The organism is Acinetobacter sp. AM (assembly GCF_003105055.1).
In the GTDB taxonomy this organism is placed as follows: domain Bacteria; phylum Pseudomonadota; class Gammaproteobacteria; order Pseudomonadales; family Moraxellaceae; genus Acinetobacter; species Acinetobacter tibetensis.
Map to the genome: position 1 here is coordinate 22,545 of NZ_QETG01000026.1, position 16,096 is coordinate 38,640.

The window sequence follows — 16,096 nt, forward strand, 5'->3', positions numbered from 1 at the left end:
AGGTCACCGCTGATGATGATTGTTAGACATGCAGAGCATCGAGATTTAGATGACATCTTCATTCTGGCGGGGAAGTCGGGCGTAGGTCTGACTTCTTTACCCCAAAATAAAGAGATCTTACTGGCTCGAATTGCACGCACCCAAAAGACCTTACAAGGTCAAGCTGCGCCAAATGAGCAAGGTTATTTATTTGTTTTAGAAGATACCCAGTTACAGCGCGTGGTCGGTGTGAGTGCGATTGAAGTTGCGGTGGGTTTGACAGAACCATTTTATAACTTTCATGTGGGCAAGCAAGTGCATGCTTCACAGGCTCTGAATGTTTATAAGGCTTTAAATACCCTATTTTTAAGCAATGACCACACGGGATGTAGTGAGCTGTGCACGCTGTTTTTAGATCCTGAGTACCGTAAAGATCAAAATGGAAAATTGCTTTCTAAAATCCGTTTTCTGTTTATCGCTGCATTTCAACAGGCGTTTCAAAATACCCTGATTGCAGAAATGCGTGGTTATTCCGATGAAAATGGTCGATCACCCTTTTGGGATGCTTTGGGCTATCACTTTTTCAATATGGACTTCTCCACGGCGGATTACCTGAGTGGTATTGGGCAAAAAGTCTTTATTGCGGAATTGATGCCTCGCTTCCCTGTGTATACCGATTTATTGCCATTGGCAGCACAGCAAGTGATTGCGCAAGTCCATCCTCAGACGGTTCCAGCTTCTCGTGTTTTAGAGTCGGAAGGTCTGCGCTATCAAGGGTATGTCGATATTTTTGATGCAGGGCCAACCCTCGAAGCCGAAGTGAAAAACTTACGTGCAGTCAAGGAAAGCCAGACCTGTGCCGTGAAAATCGTAAGCAGTTTGCCAGAAGCGACAGGCCGTTATTTGGTGGCGAATGACCGTTATCACGATTATCGCGCAATTTTAATTCAACATGCTGCGGATGCAGATAACTTAAGTTTAACGGCTGAACAAGCCTATGCGCTTGGCGTACAAGCGGGGCAAAGTATTCGTATGTTGCCTTTAGACAAGATGGAGTCAAAATAATGTCACAAGGAAATTTATATATTAATGGGACATGGTCTCCAGCGCAGGGTGCAGCATGGAACAAACTCGATCCAGTTTCTCAAGAAGTAATTTGGCAAGGTGCAGAAGCTACGGCTGAACAAGTGGAACAGGCTTGTCAGTCGGCACGTGCTGCCTTTGCTGCTTGGGCACGTCGCCCACTTGCAGAGCGTATTGAGGTGATTCATCGCTTTGCGAGCTTGCTAGAACAAAATAAACAACAGTTAGCGACAGTCATTAGCCGTGAAACCAGCAAGCCAATTTGGGAAACCTTAACCGAAGTTCAATCGATGATTGCTAAAGTGGCCATTTCGATTCGCGCTTACCATGAACGTACAGGCGAAAGCGTAACGGAAATGGCCGATGGTGCAGCATCTTTGCGTCACCGTCCACATGGGGTATTGGCTGTATTTGGCCCATATAATTTCCCAGGTCACTTACCGAATGGTCACATTGTTCCAGCCTTAATCGCGGGCAACACCATTGTTTTTAAACCAAGTGAACTCACGCCGTGGACAGCAGAAGAAACCGTGAAGTTGTGGTATGAGGCAGGCTTACCAGCAGGCGTATTGAACTTGGTACAAGGTGGTCGCAGCACAGGCGAAGCACTGGCTCAATCCCATGAGATTGATGGCTTGTTGTTCACAGGCAGTGCCAATACGGGTTACCACTTACACAAGCAGCTTGCGGGCGCACCTGAGAAAATCTTGGCGCTGGAAATGGGCGGTAATAATGCACTGATTATCGATGAAATTACCGATATTGATGCGGTGGTGAACTTAACCGTCCAATCTGCCTTTATTTCAGCGGGTCAGCGCTGTACCTGTGCACGCCGTTTAATCATTAAAAATGGTGCTGTAGGTGATGCCTTCATTCAACGTTTGGCTGAGGTGAGCCGTAACTTGGTGGTGGGTCAGTGGGATGCACAGCCACAACCGTTTATGGGGGGCGTGATTTCATTGCATGCTGCACAGCAAATTTTACAAGCGCAACAACGTTTAGTGGATTTGGGCGCTGAGGTGTTATTGCCTGTGACTCAAGCAGATGCCAACAGCAGCTTGTTAAGTCCAGGTTTATTGGACGTTACAGGCATTAATAATGTGCCAGATGAAGAATATTTTGGCCCATTGAGCTGCATTTATCGTTATGACCATTTTGATGAAGCTGTAGCCCTTGCCAATGCAACACGTTTTGGTTTGTCAGTAGGTTTAGTTTCACCAGATCGTGAACTGTTCGAGCGTTTATTGATTGAAGCGCGTGCAGGCATTGTGAACTGGAATAAACCATTAACAGGCGCGTCAAGTGCCGCACCATTTGGTGGTGTTGGTGCATCAGGGAATCATCGTGCCAGTGCCTTCTATGCGGCAGATTATTGCGCATGGCCAATGGCATCATTAGAAAGTCAGCAGGTAAGCCTACCTGAAAAATTATCGCCAGGCATTGTGCTGTAAGTCGACAAAAAGGGAGTTTAGAAATGTCAGGCTATGAAATTAATTTTGATGGTTTAGTCGGTCCAACGCATCACTATGCGGGATTGTCTTTTGGAAACGAGGCCTCGACCAAAAACCAAAATAATCTTTCCAACCCAAAGTTGGCTGCCAAGCAAGGTCTGTTAAAGATGAAAGCTTTGGCCGACATGGGCTTAAAGCAAGGTGTATTTGCACCGCAAGAACGCCCACATGTGCCAACTTTGCGCAAATTGGGCTTCCGCGGGGATGATCATAGTGTGATTGAACAAGCGATGCGTACCTCGCCTGCATTGTTATCCGCTTTGAGTTCTGCATCGTGCATGTGGACAGCCAATGCGGCAACGGTTTCACCGTCGGCAGACAGTGCAGATGGTCGTGTGCATTTTACAGCAGCAAACTTGAACAACAAATTCCACCGTTCCATCGAGCATGAAACGACATCGCGTGTTATGGCGGCAATGTTTAATGATGAGCGTCACTTTGCTCATCATAAAGCTTTACCACCTGTGGCGTTGTTTGGCGATGAAGGCGCGGCGAACCATAACCGTTTAGGCGGTGCTTATGATCAAGCCAGCGTACAAGTGTTCGTTTATGGTCAGCAGTTCCTCGGCGGTGGTATTGGCCCGAAACACTATCCTGCGCGTCAGTCGCGTGAGGCGAGTGAAGCAGTAGCACGTTTACACCAACTCAAAGCAGAACAAACCGTTTTTGTTCAGCAGCATCCCGATGTGATTGACCAAGGGGTCTTCCACAACGACGTGATTGCGGTGAGTAACCAAAACGTCTTGTTCCATCATCAACATGCATTTTTAAACCAATCGGAAGCTTTGGCTGAAATTCGTGAAAAAATGGCGCGTTTGGGTCAAGACTTCGTGTCCATTGAAGTGCCTGATCAGCGTGTATCTGTGAAAGATGCGGTGAATACCTATTTGTTTAATAGTCAATTACTCACGCGTGCCGATGGCGGTATGAGCATTGTGGTGCCTGAAGAATCGCGTCAAAACCCAGCGGTATGGAGCTACTTGAACGACATGATTCAAATGGGTACCCCAATTGATGACATTAAAGTCTTCGACCTGCGTGAAAGTATGCGTAATGGCGGTGGTCCTGCATGTTTACGTTTACGTGTTGCAGTGAATGAAGCAGAACTGAATGCGATTAATCCGAATCTGTTTATGAATGATGCCTTGTTTACCCGTTTAAACACGTGGGTAGATCAATACTACCGTGACCAGTTGGCACAGCAAGATTTGGCTGACCCGCAATTATTGATCGAAAGCCGTACTGCGTTAGATGAGTTAACGCAAATTTTAGGCTTGGGTTCGGTATATCACTTCCAGCGTTAATTCACGAGTAAGGACAGCAGAAGATGGATTTTTTAAGTAGTGTGTTAGAGCAAAAAGTAGCTGCTTCAACCCGAGGCATACAGGACAATTTTAGCTGGGAATGGCTGGCTGAAGGGGTACTGTCTTTTACGCCTCAACAGGCTTATGAAAAAGCGATTGTGCTGTCCGCAGGTGTACATGGCAATGAAACTGCGCCAATCGAGTTATTGGCGCAGCTCAGTCAGGATTTATTTGCAGGTGTGTTACAGCTCAAAGTCAAATTAATGTTGATCTTGGGCAACCCTGTCGCGATTCGTTCAGGCCAACGCTATGTTGAAAATGATATGAACCGCATGTTTTGTGGTGCACATCAGCAATTTGCAGAAACCTTTGAAGCGAAGCGTGTGGCGGAGTTAGAGCAGTTGGTGGCAGATTTCTTTCAATCTTGCCCTACGCAGGTCAAACGCTATCACTATGATTTGCACACAGCGATCCGTCCGTCTTTGCTTCCGACGTTTGCTTTATTTCCTTATCAAACTCATCGCTATGATGCGGTCATGTTGGAGTGTTTAAGTGCTGCGGAACTGGATGCCTTGGTATATCACAACACGGCAGGCCGCACCTTCACGCACTATACCAGTTCAAGATTTCAGGCAGCGAGTTCAACCCTTGAGCTTGGTCATGCCAAACCTTTTGGTCAAAATGATTTGGCAGCATTTGCTGCAATTAATCAAGTTCTACGTGCGGTAGTGGCAGAACAACCTTTACCTGCACGCCAAAAGTCAGCAATTAAAAACTTTCGTGTCGTCGATTCGATTATCAAAACTGAAGATGACTTTCAGCTTAATCTTGCCGATTCTGCCCCCAATTTTTCGATGTTCCAATCGGATGCAGTGATTGCCCTACAACAGGGCAAACCTTATGTGATTGCACCAGAACAGGTCTGGATTTTATTTCCAAATACCCAAGTGAAAAAAGGCTTAAGGGCTGGCTTGATATTAACTGAGCTTCGTGCGTGATTATTCGTCTCGATTTATTAAATATGATGATGGTGGTTTATCGAACTTAAATCGTTAAATTAATTTTCAATGGAATTGAATATATGGATATTGTGAAAAATATTAATGCAATATTTACATCCAGTGATTATGGGTTCGCTTCTAATCAGTGGATAAACTCGCGTCATGTTTTTATTAAGCTACTGTTTTTTAATACTAAATTAATAAATTTGGTATAGATTTTGCAATCTGTGTCGTAATTATTTGATCGCTGTTTTTATTTTAAAGATGCGATTAAATAATAAAATTAATGTTATTGAAAAATAATATGTAGCTTAATTTTGGATAGATATGAAATAAGTGAATATTTTATGTCAGTCCCGTATTTGCATCTTTTTTGGATGTGAATTGGAGTAAAAACATGATGAATGGAAAACAGACCCATCAACAAAAAGAGCCTTTAGAAGGTGATTTACTGGGTGGACATCATTACGAGTCAGTTGAGGAAGAACAACTGCAACGCTCACTGACCAATCGTCATATTCAGATGATTGCGATTGGTGGTGCGATTGGTACAGGTCTCTTTATGGGGTCGGGCAAGACACTAGCGGTGTCGGGGACTTCGATCATCTTAACTTACCTCATTATTGGCTTCTTCTTCTTCTTCGTCATGCGTGCGATGGGGGAATTACTGCTTTCTAATACCAATTACAAATCTTTTGCAGACTTTGCAACGGCTTATTTGGGGCCGTGGGCAGGCTTCTTTTTGGGTTGGTCGTACTGGCTCAGTTGGATTGTCACCGCAATTGCGGATGTGATTGTGATTGGGGGCTATGCACAGTTTTGGTATCCCGATTTACCCGCATGGATACCCGCCTTCACCTCTATTGCCATTTTGACTTTGTTGAACTTTGTCGCGGTAAAACTATTTGGTGAAGTGGAGTTCTGGTTTGCCTTAATTAAAATTATCGCGATCATTATGTTCCTCTTGGTTGGCGTCTACCTGATTACGATTGGTTTTGTTTCTCCAGATGGTGTGAAAGCGTCTTTGGCCCATGTGGTCGAGAAAGAGTCACTGTTCCCTTATGGTCTAACGGGCTTCTTGGCTGGTTTCCAAATTGCGGTATTTGCCTTCGTCGGGATTGAATTGGTGGGTACTACAGCGGCAGAAACCAAAGATCCGCATCATGCTTTACCACGCGCAATTAACTCAATTCCATTACGTATTTTATTGTTCTATATCGGTGCTTTGGTTTGTATTATCGCAGTCACTTCGTGGTCGCAGATTTCTCCAGACAAGAGTCCATTTGTTGAAATGTTTACTTTAATTGGTTTGCCTGCGGCAGCCAGTATTGTCAACTTTGTCGTGGCCACTTCTGCCATGTCTTCTGCGAATAGTGGTGTGTTTGCCACCAGCCGGATGTTGTTTGGTTTAGCGGTAGAAAAAGATGCACCAAAAAGTTTTGCAAAATTATCGAAAAGCAAAGTGCCTGTATTGAGCTTAATGTTCTCGATGTTCTGTGTGGTGGTCGGCACTTCAATTCTGTTCATTGTGCCGGATGTCATGACGGCATTTATCATCATTTCAGCCTTTACCTCGATTTTGTGTATTTTCACCTTTGCTATGATTATTTTGTCGTACTTGGCTTATCGCAAAAAAGCGCCTGAACTGCATGAACAGTCGGCGTATAAAATGCCGGGTGGCCGTTTTATGGCATGGTTTACCTTGTTGTTCCTGATTTTTGTGGTGGCGATTTTGGCACTCGATCATGACACCATGATTTCTTTGGCCTTCTCTCCAATCTGGTTTATTGGATTGGGCATTGCTTATTACTATAAAACGAAAAAATATGCAGAGCGTAACTGGATTTTGACCCATGGTCGCCGCATTGAACAGGATGAAATGCCAGAAAATAATTAATGAAGCGTGAGAGAGGGTATTGCCCCTCTCTTTTTTATAACGACGAAGAGGGATTTGTCTTGAAAAAAGTAACATTATTGACATGTATGTTGGGGGTGGGGCTACTGAATATCAGTAGCACGATGGCGGCACCTTTATTGACGCCACATCTTTCAGCGACACAGGCAGCGGCACCACAAGCCAATGCTTGGGTTGAAATTAATGTGCAGACCTTTGAGCAGAATATTCAGACCTTACAACAGCAACTACAGGACAAAAGCCAGATTTGTGCGGTCATGAAAGCCGATGCTTATGGTCACGGTATTCAGTTGCTCATGCCGAGCATTATCAAGTTGAATGTGCCCTGTGTCGGCATTACCAGTAATGCCGAAGCCGCGATGGTGCGCCAGTCGGGCTATCAAGGTCGCATTTTAAGACTGCGTGCAGCCACCGATCAAGAAATTCAAAATGCTGCTTCCTTAAATATGGAAGAGTTGTTGGGTAACTATGAACAAGCACAGCGCTTGTCTGTATGGGCTAAACAACAGGGTTTAACCCTTGCGTATCATTTGGGTTTAAATGCAGGGGGGATGGATCGAAACGGTTTAGAGCTGGACAGTGAAACAGGCAAACAACAAGCACTGCATATGACCAAACTGCCAAATTTAAAGTTGGTCGGCATCATGACGCATTATGCCGTAGAAGATCAAAAATATGTGCAGGAACATTTAGCTGTGTTTAATCAACAAGCCGACTGGTTGATTAAAAAAGCCAAACTCAAGCGTGAAGATTTAACCTTGCACACAGCCAATTCATTTGCCACTTTAACAGTGCCAGAGTCACATTTAGATATGGTCCGTGCAGGTGGCGTGATTTATGGCGACAGTATTCCTGATCGGGTGGAATATAAGAAGCTGATGACTTTTAAAACCCAAGTAGCTACAGTGAATGCCTATTTAAAAGGTACAACTGTGGGTTATGACCAGACCTATACTTTAAAGCGTGATTCATTATTGGCGAACTTGCCAATAGGCTATTCGGATGGTTACCGTCGTGCCTTTAGTAATAAAGCCTATGTGCTGATTCGTGGACATAAAGTCCCTGTGGTTGGGCGTACCTCCATGAATACCACCATGGTGGATGTTACTGATTTTCCAGATGTTCGTGCCAGTGATGAAGTGGTGTTGTTTGGTCAGCAAGGCAATGAAAGCGTCAAGCAAAGTGATTTAGAAGAATACAATGGTGCTTTGCTGGCAGATGTCTACACCATGTGGGGCAATTCCAATCCTAAAATTGTAGTGCGATAAATTCGCCAAAATACCTTGAAGTAATGTATTGCCCCCTGCATCCAGTAGGAGGTAATTTTATGGGGTGTCGATCAGACGTTTTAATGAAAGGCATCTGTATTCGTATGGATCGTTGATGGTCAGTTGATAAGCCTCGCCTTCAGAGCAGTTTTTGACATCAAACTCATATATGCTACGGAGTGATGCAGGCAGTCCTGAACTTTGGCTAAGTTTTTTATCATAGGTCAGAATAGGACCTGCGCCCAAAGTTCGATCTTGAAAACCATTGAATCGATTTGCCAGATCACATTCATCATCGCTAGCTTGTTCGATCTAGCCAAACACCGCATCGAGACCTCAACCCTCGTCACTCACTTCACCACAACGTTTAAACCCAGTTAATTCATCTCGGTGGTCCTTTAAGGGAGGTGTGAGGGGTAGTTTTTAGTTGTGGTTGTTTTTTGTTCGTGATGTGGCATGTACACACTAGAGCTTTACCGTGATGCAAAAATGCTTTTAAAACACAGGCAACGGCTATTTGGGTGCAAAACTTTTGAGTGGGTTATTTTCTAGAAGATTGCTGGTGAATCAGATCAATTCTGTAAAAAATTGGCGGGCTACTTGAATGAAAATTGGATGGATTATTCAGATTTAAATTTTAGCCATAAAAAAGCCCTAATCTTTCGACTAGGGCTTTTTTGAATCTGGAGCGGGAAACGAGACTCGAACTCGCGACCCCAACCTTGGCAAGGTTGTGCTCTACCAACTGAGCTATTCCCGCATATTGAGCAGTTTTTTCTAAAACTTACACTAAAAAATTTGGAGCGGGAAACGAGACTCGAACTCGCGACCCCAACCTTGGCAAGGTTGTGCTCTACCAACTGAGCTATTCCCGCATGCCGTGTATAATACAGTATGAAAAATGATGGTCAATATGTTTCTGAAAAAACTTGTATCAATTGCATAAAATAAAAGCATTTTATGCCAGATTTTCTAAAAATCTGGGCTTGTAGCAGTAAAAGTTGTGAGTGAATACAAAACATAAGGGTAGAACCGCTATACTGTAAGTCAGTTAAAAGATAAAGGCAGATCCTCATGAGCTTAGAATTACAACTGCGCGACCGCTTACAACAATTGGCACCAATTTATCTAGAAATCGTAAATGAGTCTGCGGGACATGGTGGTTATTTCCCAGGCAAAGAGTCACATTTTAAAGTGGTGATTGTCAGTGAAGCCTTTGATGGCTTACGTTTAGTACAACGTCATCAGAAGGTTTATGCTGCTGTAGGTGATTTATTGGCACCGAGTCGCATCCATGCATTAGCCCTGCATGCCTTTGTAGAATCGGAATGGCAGGGACAGGACACTTCAAGCCCAGAATGTGCACATGCACCTAAGCATTAAGGATATTGGCTGGTTATGGATGCTCAAATGTTGTTAATGCTGCATTGGTTGGCTGTTGTACTGGCGGGTGTGGCAATTGTGATTCGCGCGCGGAGTTTATTTTCGGGAACCGAAGGCAATTTGCCGAATCCATCTGCACGTACATTCTTTGTGGCTTTTCAGCACAGTGCTATGACCTTGTTGATTTTGACGGGTGTTGCCTTGTTGGTGATGAAAGGTTTTGATGTACAGTCTTGGTTTTATGCCAAAATCATTCTGTTTTTAGTACTTTTGTCTTCTTTAAGCAAAGCCTATAAGAAGCAGGATCAGATTGTCTTGGCGCAACGCCGTGCAGGCTTATTTTTAGCCGTAGTGGCGTTTATTGCAATTTTAGGCTTGGTGATGATTCAGCCAAATTTTGGTTGATTGTCAGACATTTTCGATAGCGATAAAAAAATGATCGATTACACTGCTTAATGATCATAGATAAAAATTAAGGGAGGGGGGAATATGCGGACACGTGTGGTGTTTAATCAGAAAGGTGGTGTGGGCAAGTCGAGTATTACCGTCAATTTGGCTGCGATTAGCGCGTATCAGGGATTGAAGACACTGGTGATTGATTTGGATCCGCAAGCCAACTCCAGTCAATATTTATTGGGTGATGATGCCACCTATTCGGTTGATAAACCTGCATTAGAACCGAATATTGAAAACTACTTCGATGACGTTTTGGGGACAAGTCAAAGTAAAGCTGGGCTATTAGGCAATGCGATTGGATCGTTATTAAAGAATCGCCCCAAAGGTCTAGAAAGTTATGTGCATCAAACCCCGTTTAAGCAACTCGATGTTATTCCTGCAAGTCCAAGTTTAGGGGCTTTGGCCTATGCTTTAGAAGCCAAACATAAAATTTATAAATTACGGGATGCCTTAAAGTTACTCGAAGGTAAATATGACCGTATCTATATTGATACACCGCCTGCGTTTAATTTCTTTACTTTATCTGCATTAATTTCGGCAGATCGCGTGTTAATTCCATTTGATTGTGATGTGTTCTCGAAACGTGCCTTACAAAGCCTGATTGAAAATGTGATTGAAACCCAAGATGATCATAATGACCAATTGGAAATTGAAGGTATTGTAGTGAATCAGTACCAAGCGCAAGCTAAATTACCTCGTGAAGTGGTGCAGCAATTGAAGGATGAGGGGCTGCCTGTATTGGAAAATATGTTGCCGCCTTCGGTACTGATGAAAGAATCCCATCATCAGAACCAGCCATTAATCTATTTGGCGAAAGATCACAAATTGACGCAGGCCTATCTTTCATTGTTCAATGAAATTGAGCAAAAATAAGATTGAGAAAAGTTATGAAAAAAATTGCTTTATCTATCCTTGCAGCAAGTAGTGTATTGCTTACAGCGTGCGCAACTACGGTCAAACCGACCTATGTTTCTCCAACGCAATATCAGTCTTTGAACTGCCAACAGCTACAGGCAGAATATGACCGAATTCAGCAATATTTAAACCAAGGTGTTTCTGTGGCAAAACGTACAGGTGTTGGTGTTGGTGTGGGTGTTGGCTTGGGTGGCGGTTGGAGTCACGGTGGTGGCTGGGGCTTTGGTCCAAGTGTTTCATTAAATATGGGACAGTCTTCAAATACCAAAAAAACCGAAATTTCACGTTTGATGGGGCAACAGGATGCGATTGTGCAAGCTGCACAGTTTAAAAATTGCCCCATTAAGGTGGTTCCAAGAACTTAAACCAGAAGAATCTCACCCTCTAGCGAAAAGATTGAAAAGCGCTAGAGGATGAAATTTTTTCAAAATATTTCAATAATAATACCAATATAAACAGTGTATTAGGTTGTATTGAGAGTTAAATCTAACCTGTTGAGTCTCAATTTAAACTGAGCTTAGCTTGTTGTTTGGGGCAGCTTTCAGATAAGGTGTGCAACAATTTGCATTTGAGTGATAGGTTTTGATGATTGAGAGTTGGCTGTTTGTTTTTGCAATGATTGCAGTGTTTCTGATACCGGGACCAACCAATGCATTACTGGCAAGCTCTGCTCATCAACAAGGTGTGACTAAAACCAGTTTACTTATTCCAGCCGAATTATTGGGCTACATTTATGCAATTAGTTTGTGGTCGCTGTTTATCCATTTGACCAGTCCAGTCTGGCCGCATTTGATTACTTTGCTGCATGTGTTGAGTGCATTGTATGTGTTCTGGATCGCATTCCATTTATGGAAATCGACACATCTGCAATCACATCATCAAAAGCATCCTCATATTCGTCCACATCAATTGTTTTTTTCAACGCTCAAAAACCCCAAAGCACTGCTTTTTGCCGCAGGAATTTTACCGTTAGAAATGTGGAACAGTAGTTTGAGTGCAGGACTGGTATTTTTGGTCTTTTCTTTAATTTTGGTTCCAGCCGCATTGTTTTGGATGGTCTTTGGCAAGGCTATTTTGGCAGGGAATTTAAAGCCAATAAAAGCCGATCATTTATATAAAGGATCGGCCATGTTATTGCTGATTTGTATGTTACCTGTGGTGATGCGCTTCTTTTAAGCCTTCTTTTTTGCTAATTTCTGGCGAATAAAACCAATAATACCCGGCAAGACACTGATTATAATAATCCCGAAGATGAGGTGAGTGAAATTCTCTTTCACAATAGGCATGTTGCCAAATAAATAACCGAGTGTAACGAACGAGGCAATCCAGCAAAAAGCACCAATTAAATTATAGGTTAAAAAGAATTTATAATTCATTTGTCCAGCACCTGCGACAAAGGGCGCGAAGGTTCGAGCAAAAGGCACAAAGCGTGCAAAAATAATGGTTTTACCACCATGCTTTGCAAAGAATTTTTGTGTATTAATCAGATGTTGTTTATTAATAAAACGTGAATCAATTTCAAATACCCGTGGCCCAATATATTTGCCAATATGGTAGTTTAGAGTATCGCCCAGTACAGCAGCAACGAACAGCAAAATGCCCAATACCCAAGGATCCATGGCTCCTGTAGAAGCTGCTAGCGCACCCGCAGCAAATAACAAGCTGTCACCCGGTAAAAATGGCATGACCACCAAACCCGTTTCGACAAAAATGATTAAAAATAAAATAGCGTAAATCCATACCCCATAATTTGTAATAAATTCGAGTAAATGGTCATCTACGTGTAAAATAAAATCAAGGAGTTCCATGGGGTAAAACATCGCGAAAATGTAGCCAAATCCTAGCAGCCCATATACGGAAAGTCAGTATAAAAACGTAATTAATTTTAGCTATCCATCGTTTCAAATATAAAACGATAAGTCTGAAAATAAGTATTTATTCTATAATCATTAAAAACTAAGCTGTGCCTATCCACAAAATTAAGAAAAGGTTCAATTATGTTTAATCCCAATGTTGTTGTGAAAAATATCGTGACTCAACCTGCGTTTGATAACGCCGTGAGTTTAATCGCTCGTGTGCTCCTCGCCTATATCTTTTTGGTTGCAGGTTGGGGAAAACTCACCGCTTATAGCGCAACGGTGGGTTATATGGAGGCGATGGGTGTACCTGGTGCGCTACTTCCCTTAACCATCTTGGTTGAGTTTGGTGGTGGTTTAGCGCTGTTTTTTGGTTTTCAAGCGCGCTTTGCTGCTTTAGGCTTAGGTGTTTTTAGTATCATCACTGCTTTCATTTTTCATGGCGGTGCGGAAGATGCCATTAACTTTATGAAAAACTTTGCCATGGCGGGCGGTTTGTTTTTCTTAATGCTGCATGGTGCAGGTAAATTGAGTCTAGATGCCCTCATTGAAAAATAAGATATCTAAATTATTTGCCGTGGGGTTACTAAATCCTATTGCGATTCACAAGCACCGACAAATTCGGTGCTTTTTATTTAAACATTTGTTTTGTAAATATATTTATTGATTGTCCAAATAGTGTGCTTAATATAGGGAAAAATGTTAGAATATGGCGCTTATATTCGCTTGCCTATTATAGTTGTTTGTCATGACTACCAATTCTCAAATTACTGAAGATCGTATCCTTATTTTGGATTTCGGCTCTCAATATAGTCAACTTATTGCACGTCGCGTACGCGAGGCGGGCGTTTATTCTGAAATGTATGCCTACGATATGTCTGAAGAAGACATCCGTACGTTTAATCCAAACGGTATTATTTTATCGGGTGGACCAGAAAGTGTGCATGAAGAAGGCAGTCCACGTGCACCGCAAGTGGTGTTTGAATTAGGTGTACCTGTATTGGGAATCTGCTACGGTTTCCAAACCATGTCTGAACAACTCGGTGGTAAGGTTGAAGCGGGTACAGTACACGAATTTGGCTATGCTGAAGTTGATATTCAACAGCGTGACCATCTCATTGGTCAACTTCAAGACCGCGAAAACCAATTACATGTGTGGATGAGCCATGGCGATAAAGTCAGCCGTCTACCAGAAGGTTTTGTAACCACAGCCAGCACACCGAGCTGCCCATTTGCTGCGGCATCTGATGAAAGCCGTCGCTTCTATGGCGTACAGTTCCATCCAGAAGTAACGCATACTGCAAAAGGTGCAGAGTTATTGGTTAACTTTGTACACAAAATTTGTGGTTGTGGCGGTTTATGGACACCAGAACACATTATTGACCTTCGTGTAGAACAATTACGTCAACAAATTGGTGATGAAAAAGTTCTCCTTGGTTTATCTGGCGGTGTCGATTCATCTGTGGTTGCAGCGTTATTGCACAAAGCAATTGGCGATCAGTTGACCTGTGTATTTGTTGACAATGGTTTACTTCGTTTAAACGAAGGCGATCAAGTCATGCAAATGTTTGCTGAAAACATGGGTATCCGTGTGATCCGTGCCGATGCTGAAGAGCGTTTCTTGACTGCGTTGGCAGGTGAAGTTGATCCTGAGAAAAAACGTAAAATCATTGGGCGTGAGTTCATTGCAGTCTTTGCTGAAGAAGCACGTAAACTTGATGGCGTGAAATTCTTGGCGCAAGGGACGATTTACCCAGACGTGATTGAATCTGCTGCAAGCAAACAAGGTAAAGCACATGTGATTAAATCACACCACAACGTGGGTGGTTTACCAGACGATTTAGAATTTGAATTGGTTGAGCCATTACGTGACTTGTTTAAAGATGAAGTACGTAAATTAGGTACAACTTTAGGCTTGCCGCACAGCATGATTTACCGTCATCCATTCCCAGGTCCAGGTTTGGGTGTGCGTATTTTGGGTGAAGTTAAAAAAGAATATGCGGATATTCTTCGTCTTGCGGACGACATCTTCATGCAAGAGCTTCGCGACAGCGGTTGGTATGACAAGACTGCACAAGCATTTGCCGTGTTCCAACCTGTGAAGTCAGTTGGTGTTGTCGGTGATGGTCGTCGTTATGCATGGGTCATTGCACTGCGTGCGGTTGAAACTGTGGACTTCATGACGGCTCGTTTTGCACACTTACCGTATGAATTGGTCGACAAAATCTCGACGCGTATTATGAATGAAATTAAAGATGTATCACGTGTTGTATACGATGTGTCATCTAAGCCACCAGCAACGATTGAGTGGGAATAATTTAATTATTCTATTAAGATAACGGAGCTTAGGCTCCGTTTTTCTTTTGGGGTGATATGAATCAAGAATTAATATTAAAAATCCTTGTGGGTGTGATTTCTTCATTAATAATGATATCTCTAACTTATATTTTTAAGCGGAGGCAGCTTTATGTAGCTGCGGAGAATTTATATCGAAATTCTGGGATTAGTAATAAGGGTGTTTTATGTGAAATAAGTATATTTAACAGAGGGAGACTAATAGAGGAAGATATACGAGTAAGTCTGGATAATTCACTAAAATATGAATTAGTAGCATTTAATGATTCTAATATGACTTTAGAAAATAATATTATTAAAGTTGCGCGATTGCATAAGAAATCTAAAGTTAGTGTCTTAATCTTAGTTGAAAATGGTGATTTTAGTCATAAACAGATTCTGCAAGTTGACTCAAAGATTGAGAAAGGAAAAATTATAGAAAAAATTGAAGATGTACCTCCTAATTTGTTGGACTTGATCCTAGCATTTTCTTTATTGCTTCCATTTATTGGTGTAAGTGCATGGGCTGGATACATCTTTAGTGAAACTAAGAATATTAACTCATTAAATGAAAAATTAGATCCGAAAACGCGTGAAATTGTACAAGCAGAACAAAAACTTTCAGAGGCAAAAGATAATTATATCCGTGATAAAACTTATTATGTGGGTGCTCAGTATAAAAAGCTTGAGAAAATTGGATGGATTAATTTAGTAAATTATGAAGGTTCAAATCTATCAAAAAATTATGTTGGTACAGAATTTCCGATACGCTTCTTAAAGAAACAAATAGTAGATGATAATCATGCTATTTATGCTTTTGAGCTAATTAATAAAACAGCTCTATCCTTTAGTGCAAATGTTGATATCGCTGATAAAAGTTTTATCCAAGAAAAGGAAAATTTAATCGAATACTTTACTTCAATTGATGAAGTGCCAACATTGTCTAGAAGAGTAATTATTACGAAACCTATAAATTTAAAAAAATTTGATAAATTGGAGTTTTCAATTAGGACTAAAGGCACTTCTTACGATGATAGTGAATATATTTATGATTTGGTTTATCGGATTGAGTAGTTGTTAAATTATATTTA

The 16,096-nt window shown here is 42.1% G+C and carries 15 protein-coding genes and 2 tRNA genes; 14 read left to right on the plus strand and 3 right to left on the minus strand.

Annotation, left to right across the window (positions count from 1 at the left end; translation table 11 throughout):
• The first annotated feature begins 12 nt into the window (after positions 1–12).
• The 6 genes from astA to alr all read left to right on the plus strand — a co-directional run bounded on the left by astA (position 13) and on the right by alr (position 8,061).
• On the plus strand, positions 13–1,044 hold the full coding sequence (astA, locus tag DCO44_RS13320; RefSeq protein WP_116762684.1) for an arginine N-succinyltransferase: 1,032 nt from the start codon (positions 13–15) through the stop codon (positions 1,042–1,044).
• Entirely contained in the window at positions 1,044–2,513 is a 1,470-nt protein-coding gene (astD, locus tag DCO44_RS13325; RefSeq protein ID WP_116762687.1) for a succinylglutamate-semialdehyde dehydrogenase, read from the plus strand. Before astA ends, astD begins: the two co-directional genes overlap by 1 nt.
• Before the next feature lie 23 nt (positions 2,514–2,536).
• Entirely contained in the window at positions 2,537–3,877 is a 1,341-nt protein-coding gene (astB, locus tag DCO44_RS13330; RefSeq protein WP_116762689.1) for an N-succinylarginine dihydrolase, read from the plus strand.
• A gap of 23 nt (positions 3,878–3,900) precedes the next feature.
• Complete coding sequence (gene astE / locus DCO44_RS13335) at positions 3,901–4,875, plus strand: succinylglutamate desuccinylase (protein ID WP_116762691.1); 975 nt, start codon at positions 3,901–3,903, stop codon at positions 4,873–4,875.
• A gap of 400 nt (positions 4,876–5,275) precedes the next feature.
• Complete coding sequence (locus tag DCO44_RS13340) at positions 5,276–6,775, plus strand: amino acid permease (protein WP_116762693.1); 1,500 nt, start codon at positions 5,276–5,278, stop codon at positions 6,773–6,775.
• 59 nt (positions 6,776–6,834) lie between these two features.
• A complete protein-coding gene (gene alr / locus DCO44_RS13345; RefSeq protein WP_116762696.1) occupies positions 6,835–8,061 on the plus strand; it encodes an alanine racemase in 1,227 nt (408 codons plus the stop codon).
• Positions 8,062–8,745: 684 nt separating this feature from the next.
• On the opposite strand, the gene DCO44_RS13350 is transcribed toward alr, so the two are convergent.
• Positions 8,746–8,821: transfer RNA gene (locus DCO44_RS13350), tRNA-Gly, on the minus strand.
• A 39-nt stretch (positions 8,822–8,860) separates the two neighbouring features.
• Positions 8,861–8,936 (minus strand) — tRNA-Gly (locus tag DCO44_RS13355).
• A gap of 199 nt (positions 8,937–9,135) precedes the next feature.
• Here DCO44_RS13355 and DCO44_RS13360 point away from each other — a divergent pair.
• The 5 genes from DCO44_RS13360 to DCO44_RS13380 all read left to right on the plus strand — a co-directional run bounded on the left by DCO44_RS13360 (position 9,136) and on the right by DCO44_RS13380 (position 11,991).
• A complete protein-coding gene (locus DCO44_RS13360; RefSeq protein ID WP_116762698.1) occupies positions 9,136–9,444 on the plus strand; it encodes a BolA family protein in 309 nt (102 codons plus the stop codon).
• A 15-nt stretch (positions 9,445–9,459) separates the two neighbouring features.
• Positions 9,460–9,849, plus strand: a complete 390-nt coding sequence (locus DCO44_RS13365) for a SirB2 family protein (protein ID WP_116762700.1) — start codon at positions 9,460–9,462, stop codon at positions 9,847–9,849.
• Positions 9,850–9,933: 84 nt separating this feature from the next.
• Entirely contained in the window at positions 9,934–10,773 is an 840-nt protein-coding gene (locus DCO44_RS13370; RefSeq protein WP_116762702.1) for a ParA family protein, read from the plus strand.
• Between the two features lie 14 nt (positions 10,774–10,787).
• Positions 10,788–11,180 carry a hypothetical protein gene (locus tag DCO44_RS13375; RefSeq protein WP_116762704.1) on the plus strand — a complete coding sequence of 131 codons (393 nt, stop codon included), beginning with the start codon at positions 10,788–10,790 and terminating at the stop codon, positions 11,178–11,180.
• A gap of 220 nt (positions 11,181–11,400) precedes the next feature.
• Positions 11,401–11,991: a LysE family translocator gene (locus DCO44_RS13380; RefSeq protein WP_116762706.1), complete on the plus strand. Its 591-nt coding sequence runs from the start codon at positions 11,401–11,403 to the stop codon at positions 11,989–11,991.
• Here DCO44_RS13380 and DCO44_RS13385 read toward each other — a convergent pair.
• Positions 11,988–12,623, minus strand: coding sequence for a DedA family protein (locus DCO44_RS13385; protein WP_116762708.1), 636 nt, complete (start codon positions 12,621–12,623; stop codon positions 11,988–11,990). The genes DCO44_RS13380 and DCO44_RS13385 overlap by 4 nt on opposite strands.
• Before the next feature lie 189 nt (positions 12,624–12,812).
• Between DCO44_RS13385 and DCO44_RS13390 the strand changes: the two genes are divergently transcribed.
• From DCO44_RS13390 to DCO44_RS13400, 3 genes are all read left to right on the plus strand, one after another.
• On the plus strand, positions 12,813–13,229 hold the full coding sequence (locus DCO44_RS13390; protein WP_116762710.1) for a DoxX family protein: 417 nt from the start codon (positions 12,813–12,815) through the stop codon (positions 13,227–13,229).
• Between the two features lie 190 nt (positions 13,230–13,419).
• Positions 13,420–14,988 (plus strand): glutamine-hydrolyzing GMP synthase, encoded by a 1,569-nt coding sequence (guaA, locus tag DCO44_RS13395; RefSeq protein WP_116762712.1) that lies wholly within the window; start codon positions 13,420–13,422, stop codon positions 14,986–14,988.
• A gap of 56 nt (positions 14,989–15,044) precedes the next feature.
• Positions 15,045–16,079 carry a hypothetical protein gene (locus DCO44_RS13400; RefSeq protein ID WP_116762714.1) on the plus strand — a complete coding sequence of 345 codons (1,035 nt, stop codon included), beginning with the start codon at positions 15,045–15,047 and terminating at the stop codon, positions 16,077–16,079.
• Positions 16,080–16,096: the final 17 nt, after the last annotated feature.

Coding starts and splice junctions, on each gene's coding strand:
- astA (WP_116762684.1), top strand. CDS start 13: ATGATGATTGTTAGACATGCAGAGCATCGAGATTTAGATGACATCTTC.
- astD (WP_116762687.1), top strand. CDS start 1,044: ATGTCACAAGGAAATTTATATATTAATGGGACATGGTCTCCAGCGCAG.
- astB (WP_116762689.1), top strand. CDS start 2,537: ATGTCAGGCTATGAAATTAATTTTGATGGTTTAGTCGGTCCAACGCAT.
- astE (WP_116762691.1), top strand. CDS start 3,901: ATGGATTTTTTAAGTAGTGTGTTAGAGCAAAAAGTAGCTGCTTCAACC.
- DCO44_RS13340 (WP_116762693.1), top strand. CDS start 5,276: ATGATGAATGGAAAACAGACCCATCAACAAAAAGAGCCTTTAGAAGGT.
- DCO44_RS13360 (WP_116762698.1), top strand. CDS start 9,136: ATGAGCTTAGAATTACAACTGCGCGACCGCTTACAACAATTGGCACCA.
- DCO44_RS13365 (WP_116762700.1), top strand. CDS start 9,460: ATGGATGCTCAAATGTTGTTAATGCTGCATTGGTTGGCTGTTGTACTG.
- DCO44_RS13370 (WP_116762702.1), top strand. CDS start 9,934: ATGCGGACACGTGTGGTGTTTAATCAGAAAGGTGGTGTGGGCAAGTCG.
- DCO44_RS13375 (WP_116762704.1), top strand. CDS start 10,788: ATGAAAAAAATTGCTTTATCTATCCTTGCAGCAAGTAGTGTATTGCTT.
- DCO44_RS13380 (WP_116762706.1), top strand. CDS start 11,401: ATGATTGAGAGTTGGCTGTTTGTTTTTGCAATGATTGCAGTGTTTCTG.
- DCO44_RS13385 (WP_116762708.1), bottom strand. CDS start 12,623: ATGGAACTCCTTGATTTTATTTTACACGTAGATGACCATTTACTCGAA.
- DCO44_RS13390 (WP_116762710.1), top strand. CDS start 12,813: ATGTTTAATCCCAATGTTGTTGTGAAAAATATCGTGACTCAACCTGCG.
- guaA (WP_116762712.1), top strand. CDS start 13,420: ATGACTACCAATTCTCAAATTACTGAAGATCGTATCCTTATTTTGGAT.
- DCO44_RS13400 (WP_116762714.1), top strand. CDS start 15,045: ATGAATCAAGAATTAATATTAAAAATCCTTGTGGGTGTGATTTCTTCA.